Annotated in this window: 13 protein-coding genes and 1 riboswitch; of the genes, 5 read left to right on the top strand and 8 right to left on the bottom strand. The window is 56.0% G+C overall.

Features of this window, described 5'->3' with window-relative positions; genetic code table 11:
- Window positions 1-314: 314 nt before the first annotated feature.
- On the bottom strand, window positions 315-1,166 hold the full coding sequence (gene murI, locus K5I40_RS22490; protein ID WP_138370870.1) for a glutamate racemase: 852 nt from the start codon (window positions 1,164-1,166) through the stop codon (window positions 315-317).
- Window positions 1,111-2,946 (bottom strand): TonB-dependent vitamin B12 receptor BtuB, encoded by a 1,836-nt coding sequence (gene btuB, locus K5I40_RS22485; RefSeq protein ID WP_223075615.1) that lies wholly within the window; start codon window positions 2,944-2,946, stop codon window positions 1,111-1,113. The genes murI and btuB overlap by 56 nt, the downstream gene beginning before the upstream one ends.
- A gap of 65 nt (window positions 2,947-3,011) precedes the next feature.
- Window positions 3,012-3,187: riboswitch (cobalamin riboswitch) on the bottom strand.
- A 103-nt stretch (window positions 3,188-3,290) separates the two neighbouring features.
- Between btuB and trmA the strand changes: the two genes are divergently transcribed.
- Window positions 3,291-4,391, top strand: a complete 1,101-nt coding sequence (gene trmA, locus K5I40_RS22480) for a tRNA (uridine(54)-C5)-methyltransferase TrmA (protein WP_138370872.1) — start codon at window positions 3,291-3,293, stop codon at window positions 4,389-4,391.
- Between the two features lie 57 nt (window positions 4,392-4,448).
- Here the strand turns inward: trmA and K5I40_RS22475 are convergent, their stop codons facing one another.
- Window positions 4,449-4,808, bottom strand: coding sequence for a YijD family membrane protein (locus K5I40_RS22475; protein WP_032615232.1), 360 nt, complete (start codon window positions 4,806-4,808; stop codon window positions 4,449-4,451).
- Window positions 4,809-4,818: 10 nt separating this feature from the next.
- On the bottom strand, window positions 4,819-5,457 hold the full coding sequence (gene fabR / locus K5I40_RS22470; protein ID WP_032615233.1) for an HTH-type transcriptional repressor FabR: 639 nt from the start codon (window positions 5,455-5,457) through the stop codon (window positions 4,819-4,821).
- A gap of 196 nt (window positions 5,458-5,653) precedes the next feature.
- On the opposite strand from fabR, the gene sthA reads away from it, so the two are divergent.
- Window positions 5,654-7,054, top strand: a complete 1,401-nt coding sequence (gene sthA / locus K5I40_RS22465; RefSeq protein ID WP_138370873.1) for a Si-specific NAD(P)(+) transhydrogenase — start codon at window positions 5,654-5,656, stop codon at window positions 7,052-7,054.
- On the opposite strand, the gene oxyR is transcribed toward sthA, so the two are convergent.
- The 4 genes from oxyR to argC all read right to left on the bottom strand — a co-directional run bounded on the left by oxyR (window position 7,037) and on the right by argC (window position 11,513).
- Window positions 7,037-7,954 (bottom strand): DNA-binding transcriptional regulator OxyR, encoded by a 918-nt coding sequence (gene oxyR / locus K5I40_RS22460; protein ID WP_138370874.1) that lies wholly within the window; start codon window positions 7,952-7,954, stop codon window positions 7,037-7,039. The two genes, sthA and oxyR, sit on opposite strands and share 18 nt — an antisense overlap.
- Before the next feature lie 323 nt (window positions 7,955-8,277).
- The gene (gene argH, locus K5I40_RS22455; RefSeq protein WP_138370875.1) at window positions 8,278-9,651 is read right to left on the bottom strand and encodes an argininosuccinate lyase; all 1,374 of its coding nucleotides are present in this window, start codon (window positions 9,649-9,651) and stop codon (window positions 8,278-8,280) included.
- Window positions 9,652-9,725: 74 nt separating this feature from the next.
- A complete protein-coding gene (gene argB / locus K5I40_RS22450) occupies window positions 9,726-10,502 on the bottom strand; it encodes an acetylglutamate kinase (RefSeq protein ID WP_138370876.1) in 777 nt (258 codons plus the stop codon).
- Window positions 10,503-10,508: 6 nt separating this feature from the next.
- Window positions 10,509-11,513 carry an N-acetyl-gamma-glutamyl-phosphate reductase gene (argC, locus tag K5I40_RS22445; RefSeq protein ID WP_223075616.1) on the bottom strand — a complete coding sequence of 335 codons (1,005 nt, stop codon included), beginning with the start codon at window positions 11,511-11,513 and terminating at the stop codon, window positions 10,509-10,511.
- Window positions 11,514-11,601: 88 nt separating this feature from the next.
- Here argC and argE point away from each other — a divergent pair, with 88 nt between their 5' ends.
- The 3 genes from argE to K5I40_RS22430 all read left to right on the top strand — a co-directional run bounded on the left by argE (window position 11,602) and on the right by K5I40_RS22430 (window position 16,515).
- Window positions 11,602-12,753 (top strand): acetylornithine deacetylase, encoded by a 1,152-nt coding sequence (gene argE / locus K5I40_RS22440; protein WP_223075617.1) that lies wholly within the window; start codon window positions 11,602-11,604, stop codon window positions 12,751-12,753.
- 246 nt (window positions 12,754-12,999) lie between these two features.
- Window positions 13,000-15,651, top strand: coding sequence for a phosphoenolpyruvate carboxylase (ppc, locus tag K5I40_RS22435; protein ID WP_138370879.1), 2,652 nt, complete (start codon window positions 13,000-13,002; stop codon window positions 15,649-15,651).
- A gap of 93 nt (window positions 15,652-15,744) precedes the next feature.
- Entirely contained in the window at window positions 15,745-16,515 is a 771-nt protein-coding gene (locus tag K5I40_RS22430; protein ID WP_139563828.1) for a helix-turn-helix domain-containing protein, read from the top strand.
- Window positions 16,516-16,533: the final 18 nt, after the last annotated feature.

Here is a 16,533-nt window from a genome sequence, read left to right as displayed (position 1 = left end):
TTTTTCGTCTTGCGACGTTAAGAATCCATGTCACTTTGAGTGCCCACACAGATTGTCTGATAAATTGTTAAAGAGCAGTGCAACGCGGCTTTCGCTCACCGTTGCGAGGTCCCGTATATTACGTTTTCCTCATTCAGAGTCAAGCGATTATTTTCACTTTTCTCTGCCAGCGTTCATCGCTGAACCCCGCTGACCCGGCGGCTTGCGTGCCGTTGTTCCGTGTCAGTGGAGGCGCATTATAGGGAGTTCTCGGACGGTGACAAGCGCTAAATTAAAAAAAACTTTCAACCGTCTGTTTTTTGCTCAAAACCGTGCTATAGCGCTAGTTTTTCGAGCGTTTCGAAGCCATAACGATGCAAAACGGGTAAAAGTTGCTCAGTTACCGGGGTCAATGCCATGCAATAAGCGATATTCGCGTCGGTGGATTTCGCATCTGGCGCTTCATGTTCAAGCAGCCATGCCGTGCGACGGGCAATTGCCGCTCCCGAATCCACCAACCGGGTACCTTCCGGAAGTACGGCAAGCAGCTCTTCCTGTAATAGCGGGAAATGCGTGCAGCCCAGCACCACCGTATCTGGCGGCTCCGCCATCCGCAGCCATGGACGCAGAATACGGCGCAGCTCTTCCAGCGATACCGCCTGGCCGTGCAGTTTAGCTTCGGCCATCTCAACCAGCTCAGCAGAACCTAACATCGCAATCTGGCATTCATTGGCAAAGCGCTCGATCAGCTCACGGGTATAAGGACGTTTAACCGTCCCGCGCGTCGCCAGCAGTCCCACCACGCCATTCGCCGTCAGGCGCGCGGCAGGTTTAATCGCCGGAACGACGCCGACAACCGGGAACGGGAATTTTTCACGCAGTGCCGGAAGGGAGACTGTACTGGCGGTATTGCAGGCAATCACTGCCAGTGCGAGAGGATACTGCTGTTGTACGGCGGTAACGATCTCGACGACGCGCTCGACAATAAACGCTTCGCTCTTTTCCCCATACGGGAAAGCCACGTTATCGAACGCATAGATATAATGAAGATCCGGCAGAAGTTGCCGAATCTCATCATAGACTGAAAGCCCACCGACACCGGAGTCAAACACCAGTACGGTGGGACGTGGGTCAGAAGGTGTAGCTGCCAGACAAGGTGTATTCCCGTCCTGCAGTTTCGTAGCCATAAACTGTCTCGTAGTCTTTATCGAACAGGTTGGCTATTTTACCACGAACTGTAAGGTGAGAGGTGACAGGATATGAAACGGCGAGATCCCACAGGCTTACGCCGCCCATCTTCACTCTGCGAGAGTTGTCATAATCATAGTCGTAGCGCTCACCCATATATTGATAAGTCACATCCCAGCCCAGATCGTAGATCTGGCCAGTAAGATCGTATTTCACCTGCTGCTTCGCACGGCGATAAAGCTGCTGGTCGGTTTCATCATCACGCGGATCAACGTATTGCAGCGTCAGACGATGCACTACAGGTCCGGTCGTGAAATCGCCCGTCCACTCCAGCCCTTTAATGGTGGCAGATTTGACGTTGAAGTATGCGTTATTGTTGTAATCGATCAGGTTATCAATTTCGTAGCGATACGCTGACAGGCGCCAGTCGAGAGGACCCGTCTCACCTTCCAGACCCGCTTCCCACTGTTTCGACTCTTCCGGTTTCAGGTTCGGGTTAGAGGCGATACCAAAACGTTCAGCACCAAATTGCTGCCCCAGGGAAGGAGCCAGGAAACCTGTTCCGTAAGAGAGGGTGACTTTATAGTCTTGCACAAATTCCCAGCCGGCTGCCGTTTGCCAGGTTCCATGCCAGCCAAACTGTTCGTCATGATCTTCCCGACCAGAAGCCTCAAGCGTTACGCTTTCAATCTGCTGCTGACCGGTAAGATACAGGCCGGTGTTGTCTCGCTTATAGTCATCTGTACTGGTTGTGCCCAGAGAGCTTAACTTCTCTTGTTTCCAGTCAACTCCGCCACTGACCGAGCCATGCCCAACGATTACGTTGTTCCCCCACTGGATATAACGCTGTTCCATGTCATCCAGAGAGTGGCCTGGCGCGTAGCGACCGGTCTCACTGCTGTAGTTATAATCTTTTATCCGCTGATAGTTAGCGACCAGCTGAGAAGAATAGATCCCGGAGTGGAAGCGCATCGCAGTATCCCAGGACTGGGTATAGTTCTGATGTTCATCGCCGCCGCCAGGATATCCCCAGTTACCCTGGTCATAATCCGCATTGCTGGCATAACCGTAGCCGCGGAAATAGCCGTCAACGTTTTCGTTGAACTTGTGCTCAACACCGCCCCAGAACAGTTTATTACGGTAGCCATCGCGATCGCTGTCGCCGCTATAAGATGAATTTGGCTGAACGTTAAAGCCTTTCGTTGTCTGGTAAGCACCTGCAGCAGTAATGACAGTGTCGTCAAAGCGCTGACGGTATGTCCCGTCATATTGCTGATAGCCTTTAGAGCCAACACCAGCATTAATCTGTGAGCGCTCTTCGCCCGTCATAGTAATGATATTAACGACGCCGCCAATGGCACCTGAGCCATAAACTGCAGAGCGCGGCCCACGGATATACTCAATTCGCTGGACCAGTGATACCGGGATCTGGTCGATATCAGAGCTATTAGAGATGCCCGGGCGCGCAACGGGGATCCCATCGACTAATACCAGAACATGTTTTGCCTCAGTACCGCGAACGAAAAGCGAAGAGCTTTGGCCCATTCCCCCGTTTTGTGCGATATCCACACCCGGCAGACGGCGCATAACATCCAACACCGTTTTTGATTGCCAGCGATCGATATCCTCACGGGTAACAATATCGGTAGGTGCCAGAACGGTATTTACTGGCTGTTGAAAACGGTTTGCCGTCACCACCAACGAGTCTGCGCTATCCTGCGCCCAGCCCGAAAATGCCGTGACGGAAAGCGCCGTCAACAGCGATACTTTTTTTATCATTGTAAAAGCATCCACAATATAAGAAGGATGCCGCAGGCCCCACCCATAGCACGCGATGATGAAACCAAATGCGACGTGATCCCGGCAGGTCTTCGGGCTAGGTGGCGTTAACTGGATGACGACTTCCCATTTTCACAGTGTCGATTAACTCATCCCGCCAGTCTTTACCGCTGCGCGTCAGCTCCAGATTTGCACTGGATTCCCTTTTCACTCATAAGAGACCGGAAACATAATGCTACATTTAGACACGTATAGATGTCCAGACTGCTGTTAACCATTAGGGCTGGACATCCCCTGTACAATCCCTACAATCCCCGCGTAATTCATCTTCAACAGGAAGCATCATGACTCCAGAACACCTCCCGACAGAACAGTACGACGCGCAACTGGCAGAGAAAGTCGTCCGCCTGCAAAGTATGATGACGCCTTTTGCTGCGCCTGCGCCTGAGGTGTTCCGCTCCCCGGTCAGCCATTACCGTATGCGTGCCGAATTCCGTATCTGGCATGACGGCGATGACCTGTACCACATCATTTTCGATCAGCAGACCAAAAGCCGTATCCGCGTGGACAGCTTCCCGGCGGCCAGCGAGCTGATTAACCAGCTGATGACCCTGATGATGGACGGCGTGCGCAATAATCCTGTTCTGCGCCATAAGCTGTTTCAGATTGACTACCTGAGTACCCAAAGCAATCAGGCTATCGTCTCGCTGCTGTACCATAAAGCACTGAATGATGAGTGGCGCCAGGCGGCAGAAGCCCTGCGCGATGCGCTGCGCGCGCAGAACATTAATGTGCATCTGATTGGCCGCGCGACAAAAACCAAAATTGCCCTGGATCAGGATTACATCGATGAACGCCTGCCGGTGGCCGGAAAAGAGATGATTTATCGCCAGGTTGAGAACAGCTTTACGCAGCCGAATGCCGCCATGAACGTGCAGATGCTGGAGTGGGCGCTGAAGGCCACCGAAGGTTCCACTGGCGATCTGCTGGAACTGTACTGCGGTAACGGCAACTTCTCCCTGGCGCTGGCGCGTAACTTCGAACGCGTGCTGGCTACCGAAATTGCCAAGCCGTCGGTCGCCGCCGCGCAATACAACATTGCGGCAAACCACATTGATAATGTGCAGATTATTCGTATGTCGGCGGAAGAGTTTACTCAGGCGATGAACGGCGTGCGGGACTTTAACCGTCTGCAGGGGATCGATCTGAAGAGCTATCAGTGTGAAACGATTTTCGTCGATCCGCCGCGCAGCGGGCTGGACAGCGAAACCGAGAAGATGGTGCAGGCGTACCCGCGTATTCTTTATATCTCCTGTAACCCGGAAACCTTATGCAAGAACCTGGAAACATTAAGCCAGACGCACAAGGTTGAACGTCTGGCATTGTTCGATCAGTTCCCGTATACGCACCATATGGAGTGCGGGGTGTTACTGACGGCGCGGTAACCCGTTATTGCCGGGTGGCGCTGCGCTTACCCGGCCTACAACTACAAAACAGAACCGTTATTCTGGCAGCTGCTGCTTACGGTTACGCATTTTAAAGCCAATCCAGAACACCAGCGCCACCGACAGTACAGCCGGCAGGAAGTTAGAGCCAATGTCCGGGTACTCTGCGCGCACTACGGTGCTGTACAGCAGGACGCCCAGAACAAAGAACGCTGCCGACAGCGCCGGTAAGCCTACCGGCATGGTGCGATTCTGATAACGCTGATGCAGACAGTAGACCGTCAGCACCAGAGAGATCATCGGGAAAACCGAGAACGGTACAATGGAGCTAAAAATCGCTGCGAACGTACCGTTAATGGATAAGCCAGCGATCAATGCCAGCAACAATGTTCCTTTATCCTGTCCTGTCTGTTTCATTACTCACCTTTCACTCATCGGATTGATGCGCCAGTTTTTCTTGTTCACGGCGATACCAGTAATAAGCCCCTTTAGAGATCATCCGCAGTTGCAATACCAGTCGCTCTTCGAGTTGCTTGCGTTGTTCAACGCTCACATCCAGTGCTTCGGCGCCCGCACTGAAGACTATTGTGACCATCGCCTCGGCCTGCGCCTCAGTGAAGGCGCGCGGCATATGGTTTTCGAGTTCAAGATAGTCGGCAAGTTCCGCAATAAAATGCTGAATCTCGCGGGCCACAGCCGCACGGAATGCTGCCGAGGTGCCAGAGCGTTCCCGTAACAATAAACGAAACGCGTTGGGATTATTGCCGATAAACTCCATAAAAGTGGAAACGGAGGTGCGGATCACGCTGCCCCCTTTGGCGATACGCTGACGCGCCTGGCGCATCAGCTGGCGCAGCATCAGCCCGCTCTCATCCACCATGGTCAGACCCAGTTCATCTACGTCACGGAAATGACGATAGAAAGAGGTAGGCGCAATCCCTGCTTCGCGTGCGACCTCGCGCAGGCTCAGACTGGCAAAACTCCGCTCAGCACTCAGTTGACTGAATGCGGCTTCCACCAGCGAACGCCGGGTTTTCTCTTTTTGTTGTGCTCTTACGCCCATCACGATAGTTGAATCCTTCCAAAGGCCCGCTGGCACTATACCAGAGAATAAAATTAATCGGTTTACCTGGCTTACAGAATGAAGGTTTCCATGTGGTTTGTGCTCCACCACGCGAAAAGAGCACAACGATAATTGGGTTATCCCGCCAATGATGTTACTATTCTGTTGCTTTTATGTATAAGAACAGGTAAGCCTTACCATGTCACATTCCTACGATTACGACGCAATAGTTATAGGTTCCGGCCCCGGCGGCGAAGGCGCTGCTATGGGACTGGTTAAACAGGGAGCCAGAGTAGCGGTTATTGAGCGCTACCATAACGTTGGCGGCGGCTGTACCCACTGGGGCACCATCCCTTCCAAAGCCCTCCGCCACGCCGTCAGCCGCATTATTGAATTCAACCAGAACCCTCTCTACAGCGATCACTCCCGTCTCCTCCGCTCTTCTTTTGCCGATATTCTCAATCACGCGGATAACGTGATTAACCAGCAGACGCGGATGCGCCAGGGTTTTTATGAACGTAACCACTGCGAAATTCTGCAGGGCAGCGCGCATTTTGTGGATGAGCATACGCTGGCGCTGGAGTGCCATGACGGTTCTGTTGAGACGATCACCGCAGAGAAATTTGTTATCGCCTGTGGCTCACGCCCGTATCGTCCGGCCGATGTCGATTTCTCACACCCGCGCGTCTACGACAGCGACTCCATTCTGAGCCTGCATCATGAGCCGCGCCACGTGCTGATCTACGGTGCCGGGGTGATCGGCTGCGAATATGCCTCTATCTTCCGCGGCATGAACGTGAAGGTCGACCTGATTAACACCCGCGACCGTCTGCTGGCCTTCCTCGATCAGGAGATGTCCGACTCGCTTTCGTATCATTTCTGGAACAGCGGCGTGGTGATTCGCCACAACGAAGAGTACGAGAAGATCGAACCCTGCGATGATGGCGTGATCATGCACCTGAAATCCGGTAAAAAGCTGAAAGCAGACTGCCTGCTGTACGCTAACGGCCGTACGGGTAACACCGATTCGCTGGCGCTGGAGAACATCGGTCTCACCACCGACAGCCGCGGGCAAATCAAGGTTAACAGCATGTACCAGACCGCTCTGCCGCATATTTATGCCGTAGGCGATGTGATTGGCTATCCAAGCCTGGCGTCAGCGGCTTACGACCAGGGACGCATTGCGGCTCAGGCGCTGGTGAAAGGTGAAGCGACGGCGCATCTGATCGAAGATATTCCGACCGGCATTTATACCATTCCGGAAATCAGCTCTGTCGGGAAAACCGAGCAGCAGCTGACGGCCATGAAGGTGCCTTACGAGGTGGGTCGCGCCCAGTTTAAACATCTGGCGCGGGCGCAAATCGTGGGGATGAGCGTGGGTACGCTGAAGATTTTGTTCCATCGCGAGACGAAAGAGATCCTCGGCATTCACTGCTTCGGTGAGCGTGCGGCGGAAATCATTCATATCGGCCAGGCGATCATGGAGCAAAAAGGTGGTGGTAACACCATCGAATACTTTGTTAATACCACCTTTAACTACCCGACCATGGCAGAAGCTTATCGGGTAGCGGCGCTGAACGGCTTAAACCGCCTGTTTTAATTTACCGTCGAAATGGCCATCCATTGCACCACGGATGGCCTCTGCCAGCTGCTCATAGCGGCTGCGCAGCGGTGAACCCGGGCGATAAACCAGGCCAATGGTACGGCGCGGCTCCGGCTTGATGCAGGGCAGATAGACCACCCCATCACGCTTACGCTCGCGCGGCACGGCCAGCGCAGGCAGCAGCGTAATGCCGCTTCCCGCCGCCACCATGTTACGCAGCGTTTCCAGGCTGGTTGCGCGGAAGTGGGTATCTTCATCAGCACCCGCTTCAAAGCAGAAGCCCATCGCCTGATCGCGCAGACAGTGACCATCTTCCAGCATCAGCAGCTTTTCGCCGGCCAGATCGGCCATCGGGACGCGATCGCGGCTCGCCCACGGATGATCTTCATAGATCGCCAGCATCATCGGCTCATCAAACAGCGGCACTTCGATAAAGGCTTCGCTCTCTTTAACCAGCGCCAGAATGGCACAGTCGAGCTTGCCGCTATCAAGCTGCGCCAGCAGCTGATGGGTTTGCGCTTCATGCAGGTACATTTCGAGTTTCGGGAAGGTCTGATGCAGCATCGGAATGATGTGCGGCAGCAGGTACGGGCCAACGGTTGGGATCAGGCCAATATGCAGCGGGCCGGACATGGTCTCCCCCTGCTGGCTTGCCATTTCCTTGAGCACTTTGACCTCGCGCAACACGGTGCGCGCCTGATCCACCAGCAGGAGGCCTGCCTGGGTGAACAGCACTTTACGACTGGTGCGCTCCAGCAGCATTACGCCAAGCTCGTCTTCCAGCTTACGGATCTGACCGCTAAGCGTAGGCTGACTGACGTGGCAGGAATCTGCCGCGCGGCGGAAATGGCGATGTTCGGCTAACGCCACCAGGTATTCAAGATCACGAATATTCATTATTCATCCTCCGTCGCCACGATAGTTCATGGCGATAGATAGCATAGCAACGAACGATTATCCCTATCAAGCGTTCTGTTGAATAATGCATCACAGAGACGAGGCGGCACCGATTACCCTTGAAGTCCTGTCCCGTCTCACGAGTTTCTCTCAAAACTCGAACAACTAAAGCCAACGTGAACTTTTGCGGACCCCGTGGTCCGCATTTTTTTTGCGTAAAAAGCCAGCGCATGGCTGGCCTTTTCCCCGGCGGCGCTACGCTTGCCAGGGCTACTCATTTTGTAGGTCGGGTAAGGCAAAGCCGCCACCCGACATATCACGGATCACACCAACCGGTTTTTCGCATCCGCGATGGCCTGCGCCACCTGCTTCGGCGACACGCCGCCTTTTGCGGCACGCTTGTCCAGGCACGACTGCAGCGCCAGGATCGGATAGACATCATCGCCAATCACGCTGCTGAATTTCTGCAGATCGGAAAGCGGCAGGTCTTCCAGCGCTTTGCCCTGACGAATGGCTTCCACTACCGCTTCCCCCACAATGTGGTGCGCTTCACGGAAAGGCACGCCTTTCGACACGAGGTAATCCGCCAGCTCGGTGGAGTTAGCATAGCCCTGCTGAGCCGCTTCCTGACAGCGCGGACGTTTCACCTGGATGCCGTCCAGCACCAGGGTCGCCATATGCAGGCAGTCCAGCCAGGTGTCGAGCGCGTCGAACAGGCCCTCTTTGTCTTCCTGCATATCTTTGTTATACGCCAGCGGCAGCCCTTTCAGGGTCATCATCATACCGGTCAGCGCGCCCTGCACACGGCCACACTTGCCGCGGATCAGCTCCAGCGCATCCGGGTTTTTCTTCTGCGGCATCAGGGAAGAGCCGGAGGTTACGCGATCCGACAGTTCAACAAACCCGGCTTCACCAGAGTTGAAGAAGATCAGGTCTTCGGCGAAGCGCGACAGGTGCACCATACCAATAGAGGCATTAGAAAGCAGTTCCAGCACGTGGTCGCGATCGGAGACGCTGTCCAGGCTGTTGCGGGTGGCAGAGGCGAAGCCCAGCCAGCCCGCCAGCTGTTCGCGGTCGATTTCATAGGCAGTACCGGCCAGCGCGCCGCTGCCCAGCGGGCTCACGTCCAGACGCTTTAGGGTATCCTGCAGACGGCTTTCATCACGCGCCAGCATCTCAACATAGGCCAGCGACCAGTGGGCAAAGGTGACAGGCTGCGCACGCTGCAGGTGGGTATAACCCGGCATCACCGCATCCTGGTTGTTCTGCGCGGTTTCCACCAGCGCGCTCTGCAGCTGACGGTTAGCCGCCAGCAGTTCCACCACGGTATCTTTGCACCACAGCTTCAGATCGGTCGCCACCTGGTCGTTACGGCTCCGGCCGGTATGCAGCTTTTTACCCAGCTGGCCGACTTTGTCGATGAGCTTCCCTTCCACCCAGCTGTGAATATCTTCGGCGTCGCTTTCGAGGATTTGCTGCGGGTTAAGACGCACCTCTTCCAGCAGATTATTCAGCGCCTCTTCCAGCTGCAGCTGTTCGTCTGCGGTCAGCACGCCAACGGTGACCAGCGCTTTGGACCAGGCCACAGAGCCGACGATATCCTGTTCGGCCAGGCGGTAGTCGAAGCGCAAAGAGTCGTTGAACTGTTTGAACCGTTGATCCGCTGCCTGTGTAAAACGCCCACCCCAAAGTGCCATAACATGCTTCCTTTATTCGTTAGTTCCGCCGGGTGGCGCTACGCTTACCCGGCCTACGGTCATTCAATAAAATCTTAAGCCAGAATACGCGTGCCGATCGGCGTGCCGTTAAACAGTGCCGGTAACTGCTCCGCATGACGCCAGGAGGCGATATCCACCGGGCGACCCAGCGTGCGCGCAGCGTCCAGCGCCGCGTTCACTTTCACGATCATGCCGTCGGTAATAATGCCCTGGTCGATCAGCTGCTCGGCTTTCGCCGCGGTCATCTCCGCGATGCGCTGGCCTTTGCCGTCCAGAATTCCGCTCACGTCAGAGAGCAGGATCAGGTCTGCGCCCAGCGTCGCCGCCAGCGCGGTTGCCGCCTGGTCAGCGTTGACGTTCATCAGCTGGCCTTCTTCGGTCACGCCGATAGAGCTCACCACCGGCAGGAAACCGCCTTCCAGCAGCGTATTAATCAGTTTTGGCGAACCCGGCTGCGCCAGCCCAACGTGGCCAAGCTCTTCGTCGAGCTGGGTCACTTTAACGCTGTCGCCATCGCCCAGGTAGAGGCCCACGGATGCGATGTGGTGTTTCTTCGCCCATGACAGCAGGGTTTTGTTAGCCGTACCTGCCAGCGCACCGGTAATGATGTCAATCTGATCGGCAGGCGTCACACGCAGACCGTTCTTCTTTTTCACCGGCAGGTTCAGGCCTTTCATTAACTCATCCACCACACAGCCGCCGCCGTGAACGATCACCAGCGGACGTTGATGTGATTCGCGATAGTTGACCAGCGCGGTAAACAGACGCTCCAGCGCCTCTTCGCTGTCCAGCAGTACACCACCAAGCTTGATAATTAATGGGTTCATCATCACACCTTAAATAAGAGACTGCGTTTCAGCATAGCCAAAACGAATATTTGCGCACTGCATTGCCTGGGCGGCTGCGCCTTTGAGTAAGTTATCTTCTGCGGCCACCACAATGAGATGCTCGCCCTGTACAGCAAAGCCGATATCGCAGAACGGCAGGCCAACCACGTTTTTCAGCGCCGGCACGCCTTTGTCATACAGACGCACCAGCGGTTTATCCGCGTACGCCTCAGTAAAGACCGCATTCACCTGGTCTTTGGTCACGCCTGGCTTCAGGCGGCAGGTGATGGTTTCGAGGATCCCACGCGGGAAACTGCCCAGATGCGGGGTGAAAATAACGTCCGCGCCCAGATGAGTGGTGATTTCAGGGTGATGGCGGTGGTTAAACACGCCATAGGGCTGCAGGCTCACTTCGCAGAAGCTGTTGGAGATAGCCGCCTTGCGCCCTGCTCCGCTCACGCCGCTGGTGGCGTTGATCACCGGCCACTGGTTCAGATCCAGCAGCCCCGCGTCGATCAGGGGTTTCAGGGAGAGCTGCGCTGCCGTAGGGTAGCAACCCGGTACGGCGATCAGGTTCGCCTCTTTCAGCGCATCTGCGCTCCACTCCGCCAGACCATACACCGCCTTTTCAAGCAGATCCGGGTGCTGGTGGGTGAAACCGTAGCATTTTTCATAGAACGCGGCGTCGTTCACACGGAACGCACCGGAGAGATCGAATACCACGCAACCGGCCGCCAGGAACTGCGGGGCCAGATCGTGACTGACTTCGTGAGCGGTGGCTAAAAACACCACGTCCACGCCGTCGGTAAACTCGCTGATATCCGACATCGGCTGCAATGGCAGATCGACAACCCCTTTAAGTTGCGGATGTAAATCGGAAATTAACTTTCCTGCATCATTGCTTTGCGCTGAGACAGTCAAAGCGGTTATGGTCATATGAGGATGGCGATTCACGTAGCTTACAAGCTCTGCGCCCGCATAACCGCTAGCGCCTACAATCAGCGTATTCAACATCGGGTTCCTTTATGCTCAACGTTAATGTATTTTTATTCACATTTATTGCATGAATATTGATACTATCACGACCTAAGGTGTGTCAACAATGAAAATGAATTTACCGCCATTTATCGAGATCTACCGCGCCCTGATTGCCACGCCGTCCATCAGCGCAACGGAAGAAGCGCTGGATCAGAGTAATGAGACTTTAATCAATCTGCTGGCGGGGTGGTTCAGCGATCTCGGCTTTAAGGTGGAGGTTCAGCCGGTACCGGGAACCCGTAATAAATTTAACCTGCTCGCCAGTAACGGCCAGGGCGCCGGCGGTCTGCTGCTGGCGGGACACACCGACACCGTTCCGTTTGATGACGGGCGCTGGACGCGCGATCCCTTCACCCTGACCGAGCATGACAACAAGCTCTACGGGCTGGGCACCGCCGACATGAAAGGCTTCTTCGCCTTTATCCTCGACGCGCTGCGTGACGTTGACGTCACCACACTGAAAAAGCCGCTCTATATTCTGGCTACCGCCGACGAAGAGACCAGCATGGCGGGCGCGCGATACTTCTCGGAAAACACGGCGATTCGCCCGGATTGCGCGATTATCGGCGAGCCAACGTCCCTGCAACCGATCCGTGCCCACAAAGGCCATATCTCTACGGCGGTGCGCGTGCTGGGCCAGTCCGGCCACTCCAGCGATCCGGCGCGCGGCGTCAACGCCATTGAACTGATGCACGACGCCATCGGCCGCATCATGACCCTGCGTGACGATTTGAAAGAGCGCTATCACTACGACGCCTTCACCGTGCCGTATCCCACGCTGAACCTCGGCAGCCTGCACGGCGGCGATGCGTCTAACCGTATCTGCGCCTGCTGTGAACTGCATATGGATATCCGTCCGCTGCCGGGCATGACTCTGAGCGATCTGAATGGCTTACTGACCGAAGCGCTGGCACCGGTGAGTGAACGCTGGCCGGGCCGTCTGACGGTGTCCGACCTGCATCCGCCGATCCCGGGTTATGAGTGCCCGCCGGACCACCAGCTGGTGGAAGTGGTGGAGAAACTGCTCGGCGAGAAAACCGACGTGGTGAACTACTGCACCGAAGCGCCGTTTATTCAGACCCTGTGCCCGACCCTGGTGCTCGGCCCGGGCTCCATTAACCAGGCCCATCAGCCGGATGAGTATCTGGAAACGCGCTTTATCAAGCCCACCCGCGAACTGATTACCCAGGTTGTGCATCACTTCTGCTGGCATTAATCACGCCTCCCCTCTCTTCGGAGAGGGGAAAATCCCGCGATCTTCGTCACATTCTCATAAGCATCTCTTATCTGACGCAAAGCGAATTAAATTTCGTAAATTGCCCGCATTTATTCGTTTGCTGAACCGTTTTCGCAGCAATTGACGACGGGGGTTTTACGTGGCTTTATAAAGGGAGATGACAAAATAATGTCCGTTAGATGTCTGGCAGGGCATAAACAAAAATGATGGGGTGACTGGGTTTTTATGAACGAACAATATTCCGCGTTGCGTAGTAATGTCAGTATGCTCGGCAAAGTGCTTGGAGATACCATCAAAGACGCGTTGGGGGAAAACATCCTCGATCGCGTTGAAACTATCCGCAAGCTGTCCAAATCTTCCCGTGCAGGTAACGAAGCCAATCGTCAGGAGCTGCTCACCACCCTGCAGAACCTCTCCAATGACGAACTGCTGCCTGTTGCCCGTGCCTTCAGCCAGTTTCTGAATCTGGCGAACACCGCCGAGCAGTACCACAGCATTTCGCCGAACGGCGAAGCGGCAAGCAACCCGGAAGTGATTGCCCGTACGCTCAGAAAGCTCAAGGACCAACCCGATCTCAACGAAGCCACCATTAAAAAGGCCGTCGAGTCCCTGTCGCTGGAGCTGGTGCTCACCGCCCACCCGACCGAGATCACCCGTCGTACCCTGATCCACAAAATGGTGGAAGTGAACAACTGCCTGAAGCAGCTGGATAACAAAGAGATCGTTGACTACGAACGTAACCAGCTGATGCGCCGCCTGCGCCAGCTGATTGCCCAGTCCTGGCATACCGATGAAATTCGTAAGCACCGCCCAAGCCCGGTAGATGAAGCCAAGTGGGGCTTTGCGGTGGTGGAAAACAGCCTGTGGGAAGGGGTGCCAAACTACCTGCGCGAGCTGAATGAACAGCTGGAAGAGAACCTCGGCTATCGCCTGCCGGTGGATTTTGTCCCGGTCCGCTTCACCTCCTGGATGGGCGGCGACCGCGACGGCAACCCGAACGTCACTGCCGACATCACCCGCCACGTGCTGCTGCTGAGCCGCTGGAAAGCGACCGATCTGTTCCTGAAAGATATTCAGGTGCTGATCTCTGAGCTGTCGATGGTTGAAGCCACCCCGGAACTGCGCGAGCTGGCCGGTGAAGAGGGTGCGAGCGAGCCTTACCGCTATCTGATGAAAAAGCTGCGCGGCCAGCTGCTGGCAACGCAGGCCTGGCTGGAAGCGCGTCTGAAAGGCCAGCGCCTGCCGAAGCCGGAAGGACTGCTGAGCCAGAACGAGCAGCTCTGGGATCCGCTGTACGCCTGTTATAAATCTCTGCAGGCGTGCGGCATGGGCATCATCGCCAACGGCGAACTGCTCGACACCCTGCGTCGCGTGAAGTGTTTTGGCGTGCCACTGGTGCGTATCGACGTACGTCAGGAAAGCACCCGTCATACCGAAGCGCTGGGCGAGCTGACCCGCTACCTTGGCATCGGCGACTACGAAAGCTGGTCAGAAGCCGACAAACAGGCCTTCCTGATCCGCGAGCTGAACTCCAAACGTCCTCTGCTGCCACGCAACTGGGAGCCGAGCAACGACACCCGCGAAGTGCTCAACACCTGCAAAGCGATCGTTGATGCGCCGAAAGGATCGGTGGCCGCCTATGTGATCTCCATGGCGAAGACCCCGTCCGACGTGCTGGGCGTTCATCTGCTGCTGAAAGAAGCCGGCATCGACTATGCCCTGCCGGTGGCACCGCTGTTCGAAACCCTTGATGACCTGAACAACGCCAATGACGTGATGACCCAGCTGCTGAACATCGACTGGTATCGCGGCTTTATTCAGGGCAAACAGATGGTGATGATTGGCTATTCCGACTCCGCAAAAGATGCGGGCGTAATGGCTGCCTCCTGGGCGCAGTATCAGGCGCAGGACTCCCTGATCAAAACCTGCGAGAAAGCGGGCATTGAGCTGACTCTGTTCCACGGTCGCGGCGGCTCTATCGGTCGTGGCGGTGCGCCAGCGCATGCGGCGCTGCTTTCACAGCCACCGGGCAGCCTGAAAGGCGGTCTGCGCGTGACCGAACAGGGCGAGATGATCCGCTTCAAGTACGGCCTGCCGGAAGTGACCATCAGCAGCCTGTCGCTGTACACCAGCGCCATTCTGGAAGCCAACCTGCTGCCACCGCCGGAGCCGAAAGAGGCCTGGTGCCATATCATGGACGAGCTGTCAGATATCTCCTGCGATCTGTACCGCGGCTACGTGCGTGAAAACAAAGACTTCGTGCCTTACTTCCGCTCGGCCACACCTGAGCAGGAGCTGGGTAAACTGCCGCTCGGTTCCCGTCCGGCCAAGCGTCGTCCGACCGGTGGCGTTGAGTCCCTGCGTGCCATCCCGTGGATCTTCGCGTGGACGCAAAACCGCCTGATGCTCCCGGCCTGGCTGGGTGCCGGCGCCGCCCTGCAGAAAGTGGTGGATGACGGTAAGCAGAGCGAACTGGAAACCATGTGCCGCGACTGGCCGTTCTTCTCCACCCGTCTGGGCATGCTGGAGATGGTCTTCTCCAAAGTCGACCTGTGGCTGGCGGAGTACTACGATCAGCGTCTGGTGAAACCGGAGCTGTGGAAGCTGGGTACCGAACTGCGTGAACTGCTGGAAGGCGACATCAAAGTGGTGCTGGCTATCGCCAACGATTCCCATCTGATGGCCGACCTGCCGTGGATTGCAGAGTCTATCCAGCTGCGTAACATCTACACCGATCCGCTGAACGTTCTGCAGGCCGAACTGCTGTACCGTTCGCGTAAAGCAGAAGAAGAGGGTCAGGAGCCGGATCCACGTGTGGAACAAGCGCTGATGGTGACCATCGCGGGCGTTGCGGCGGGGATGCGTAACACCGGTTAATGTTTTATGCCCGGCGGCGCTGCGCTTGCAAGGGCCTACGATAAGTAGGCCAGGTAAGCGTTAGCGCCACCCGGCTATTCTGGTACTCCCACCATGCCCCACGATATCACCTCAATCCTGACCGATCTGATCAACGGCACGTCGCCCCTGCATCAGGTGCGATTTGCATCTCCGGTCGACCCGATCCCCAACGCTTCTCCTCGTCTTACGATTGTTCTTGAAGGCGGAACCCATGACGCGGTGTTCTCTTCCGTCGGGTTTATTGCTGACCTTCAGCCCGCCACCCTGCTCAGCATCATTTTCGGGAAGCAGCAACTGACGCTTCAGCTCCAGCGCGACACCACCGTGTTGCTTCAGCAGCAGGTCGCCAGACGCGGGCCAAGAATCGGTGCCTTTTTGCTGCAAACCCTCGCTGAATTGCAAATGCAGCCGGACGAGCAGGCCACGGCGAGACTGGTGGTCTTAAGTCTGCTCAGCCACTGCCGCGATCTGCTGGGCAGCGACATTCACACCGCCTCCCGCAGTCGGGCACTTTTTGAAGCTATTCGCAGCCATATCGAAGAACATCATGCCGCACCGCTTACCCGTGAGTCGGTGGCGCAGGCGTTTTACATTTCACCCAACTACCTTTCTCACCTTTTTCAAAAGACCGGCAGCGTGGGGTTCAATGAATACCTGACCAGAACCCGTCTCGAGCATGCCCGACAGCTTCTCAAAGGCTATGACCTGAAAATTAAGGACATTGCCGCACACTGCGGCTTTACCGACAGCAACTACTTTTGCCGCCTGTTTCGCAGGCACACCGAGCGCTCACCTTCGGAATATCGCCGCCAGTATCACAGCCAGCTTACCGCCAAAAACTAGCATTGTGATCGTCCTCTC

The organism is Leclercia sp. LTM14 (assembly GCF_023736175.1).
GTDB lineage: Bacteria > Pseudomonadota > Gammaproteobacteria > Enterobacterales > Enterobacteriaceae > Enterobacter > Enterobacter barmai.
This window is presented reverse-complemented; position numbering and strand designations above follow the sequence as displayed.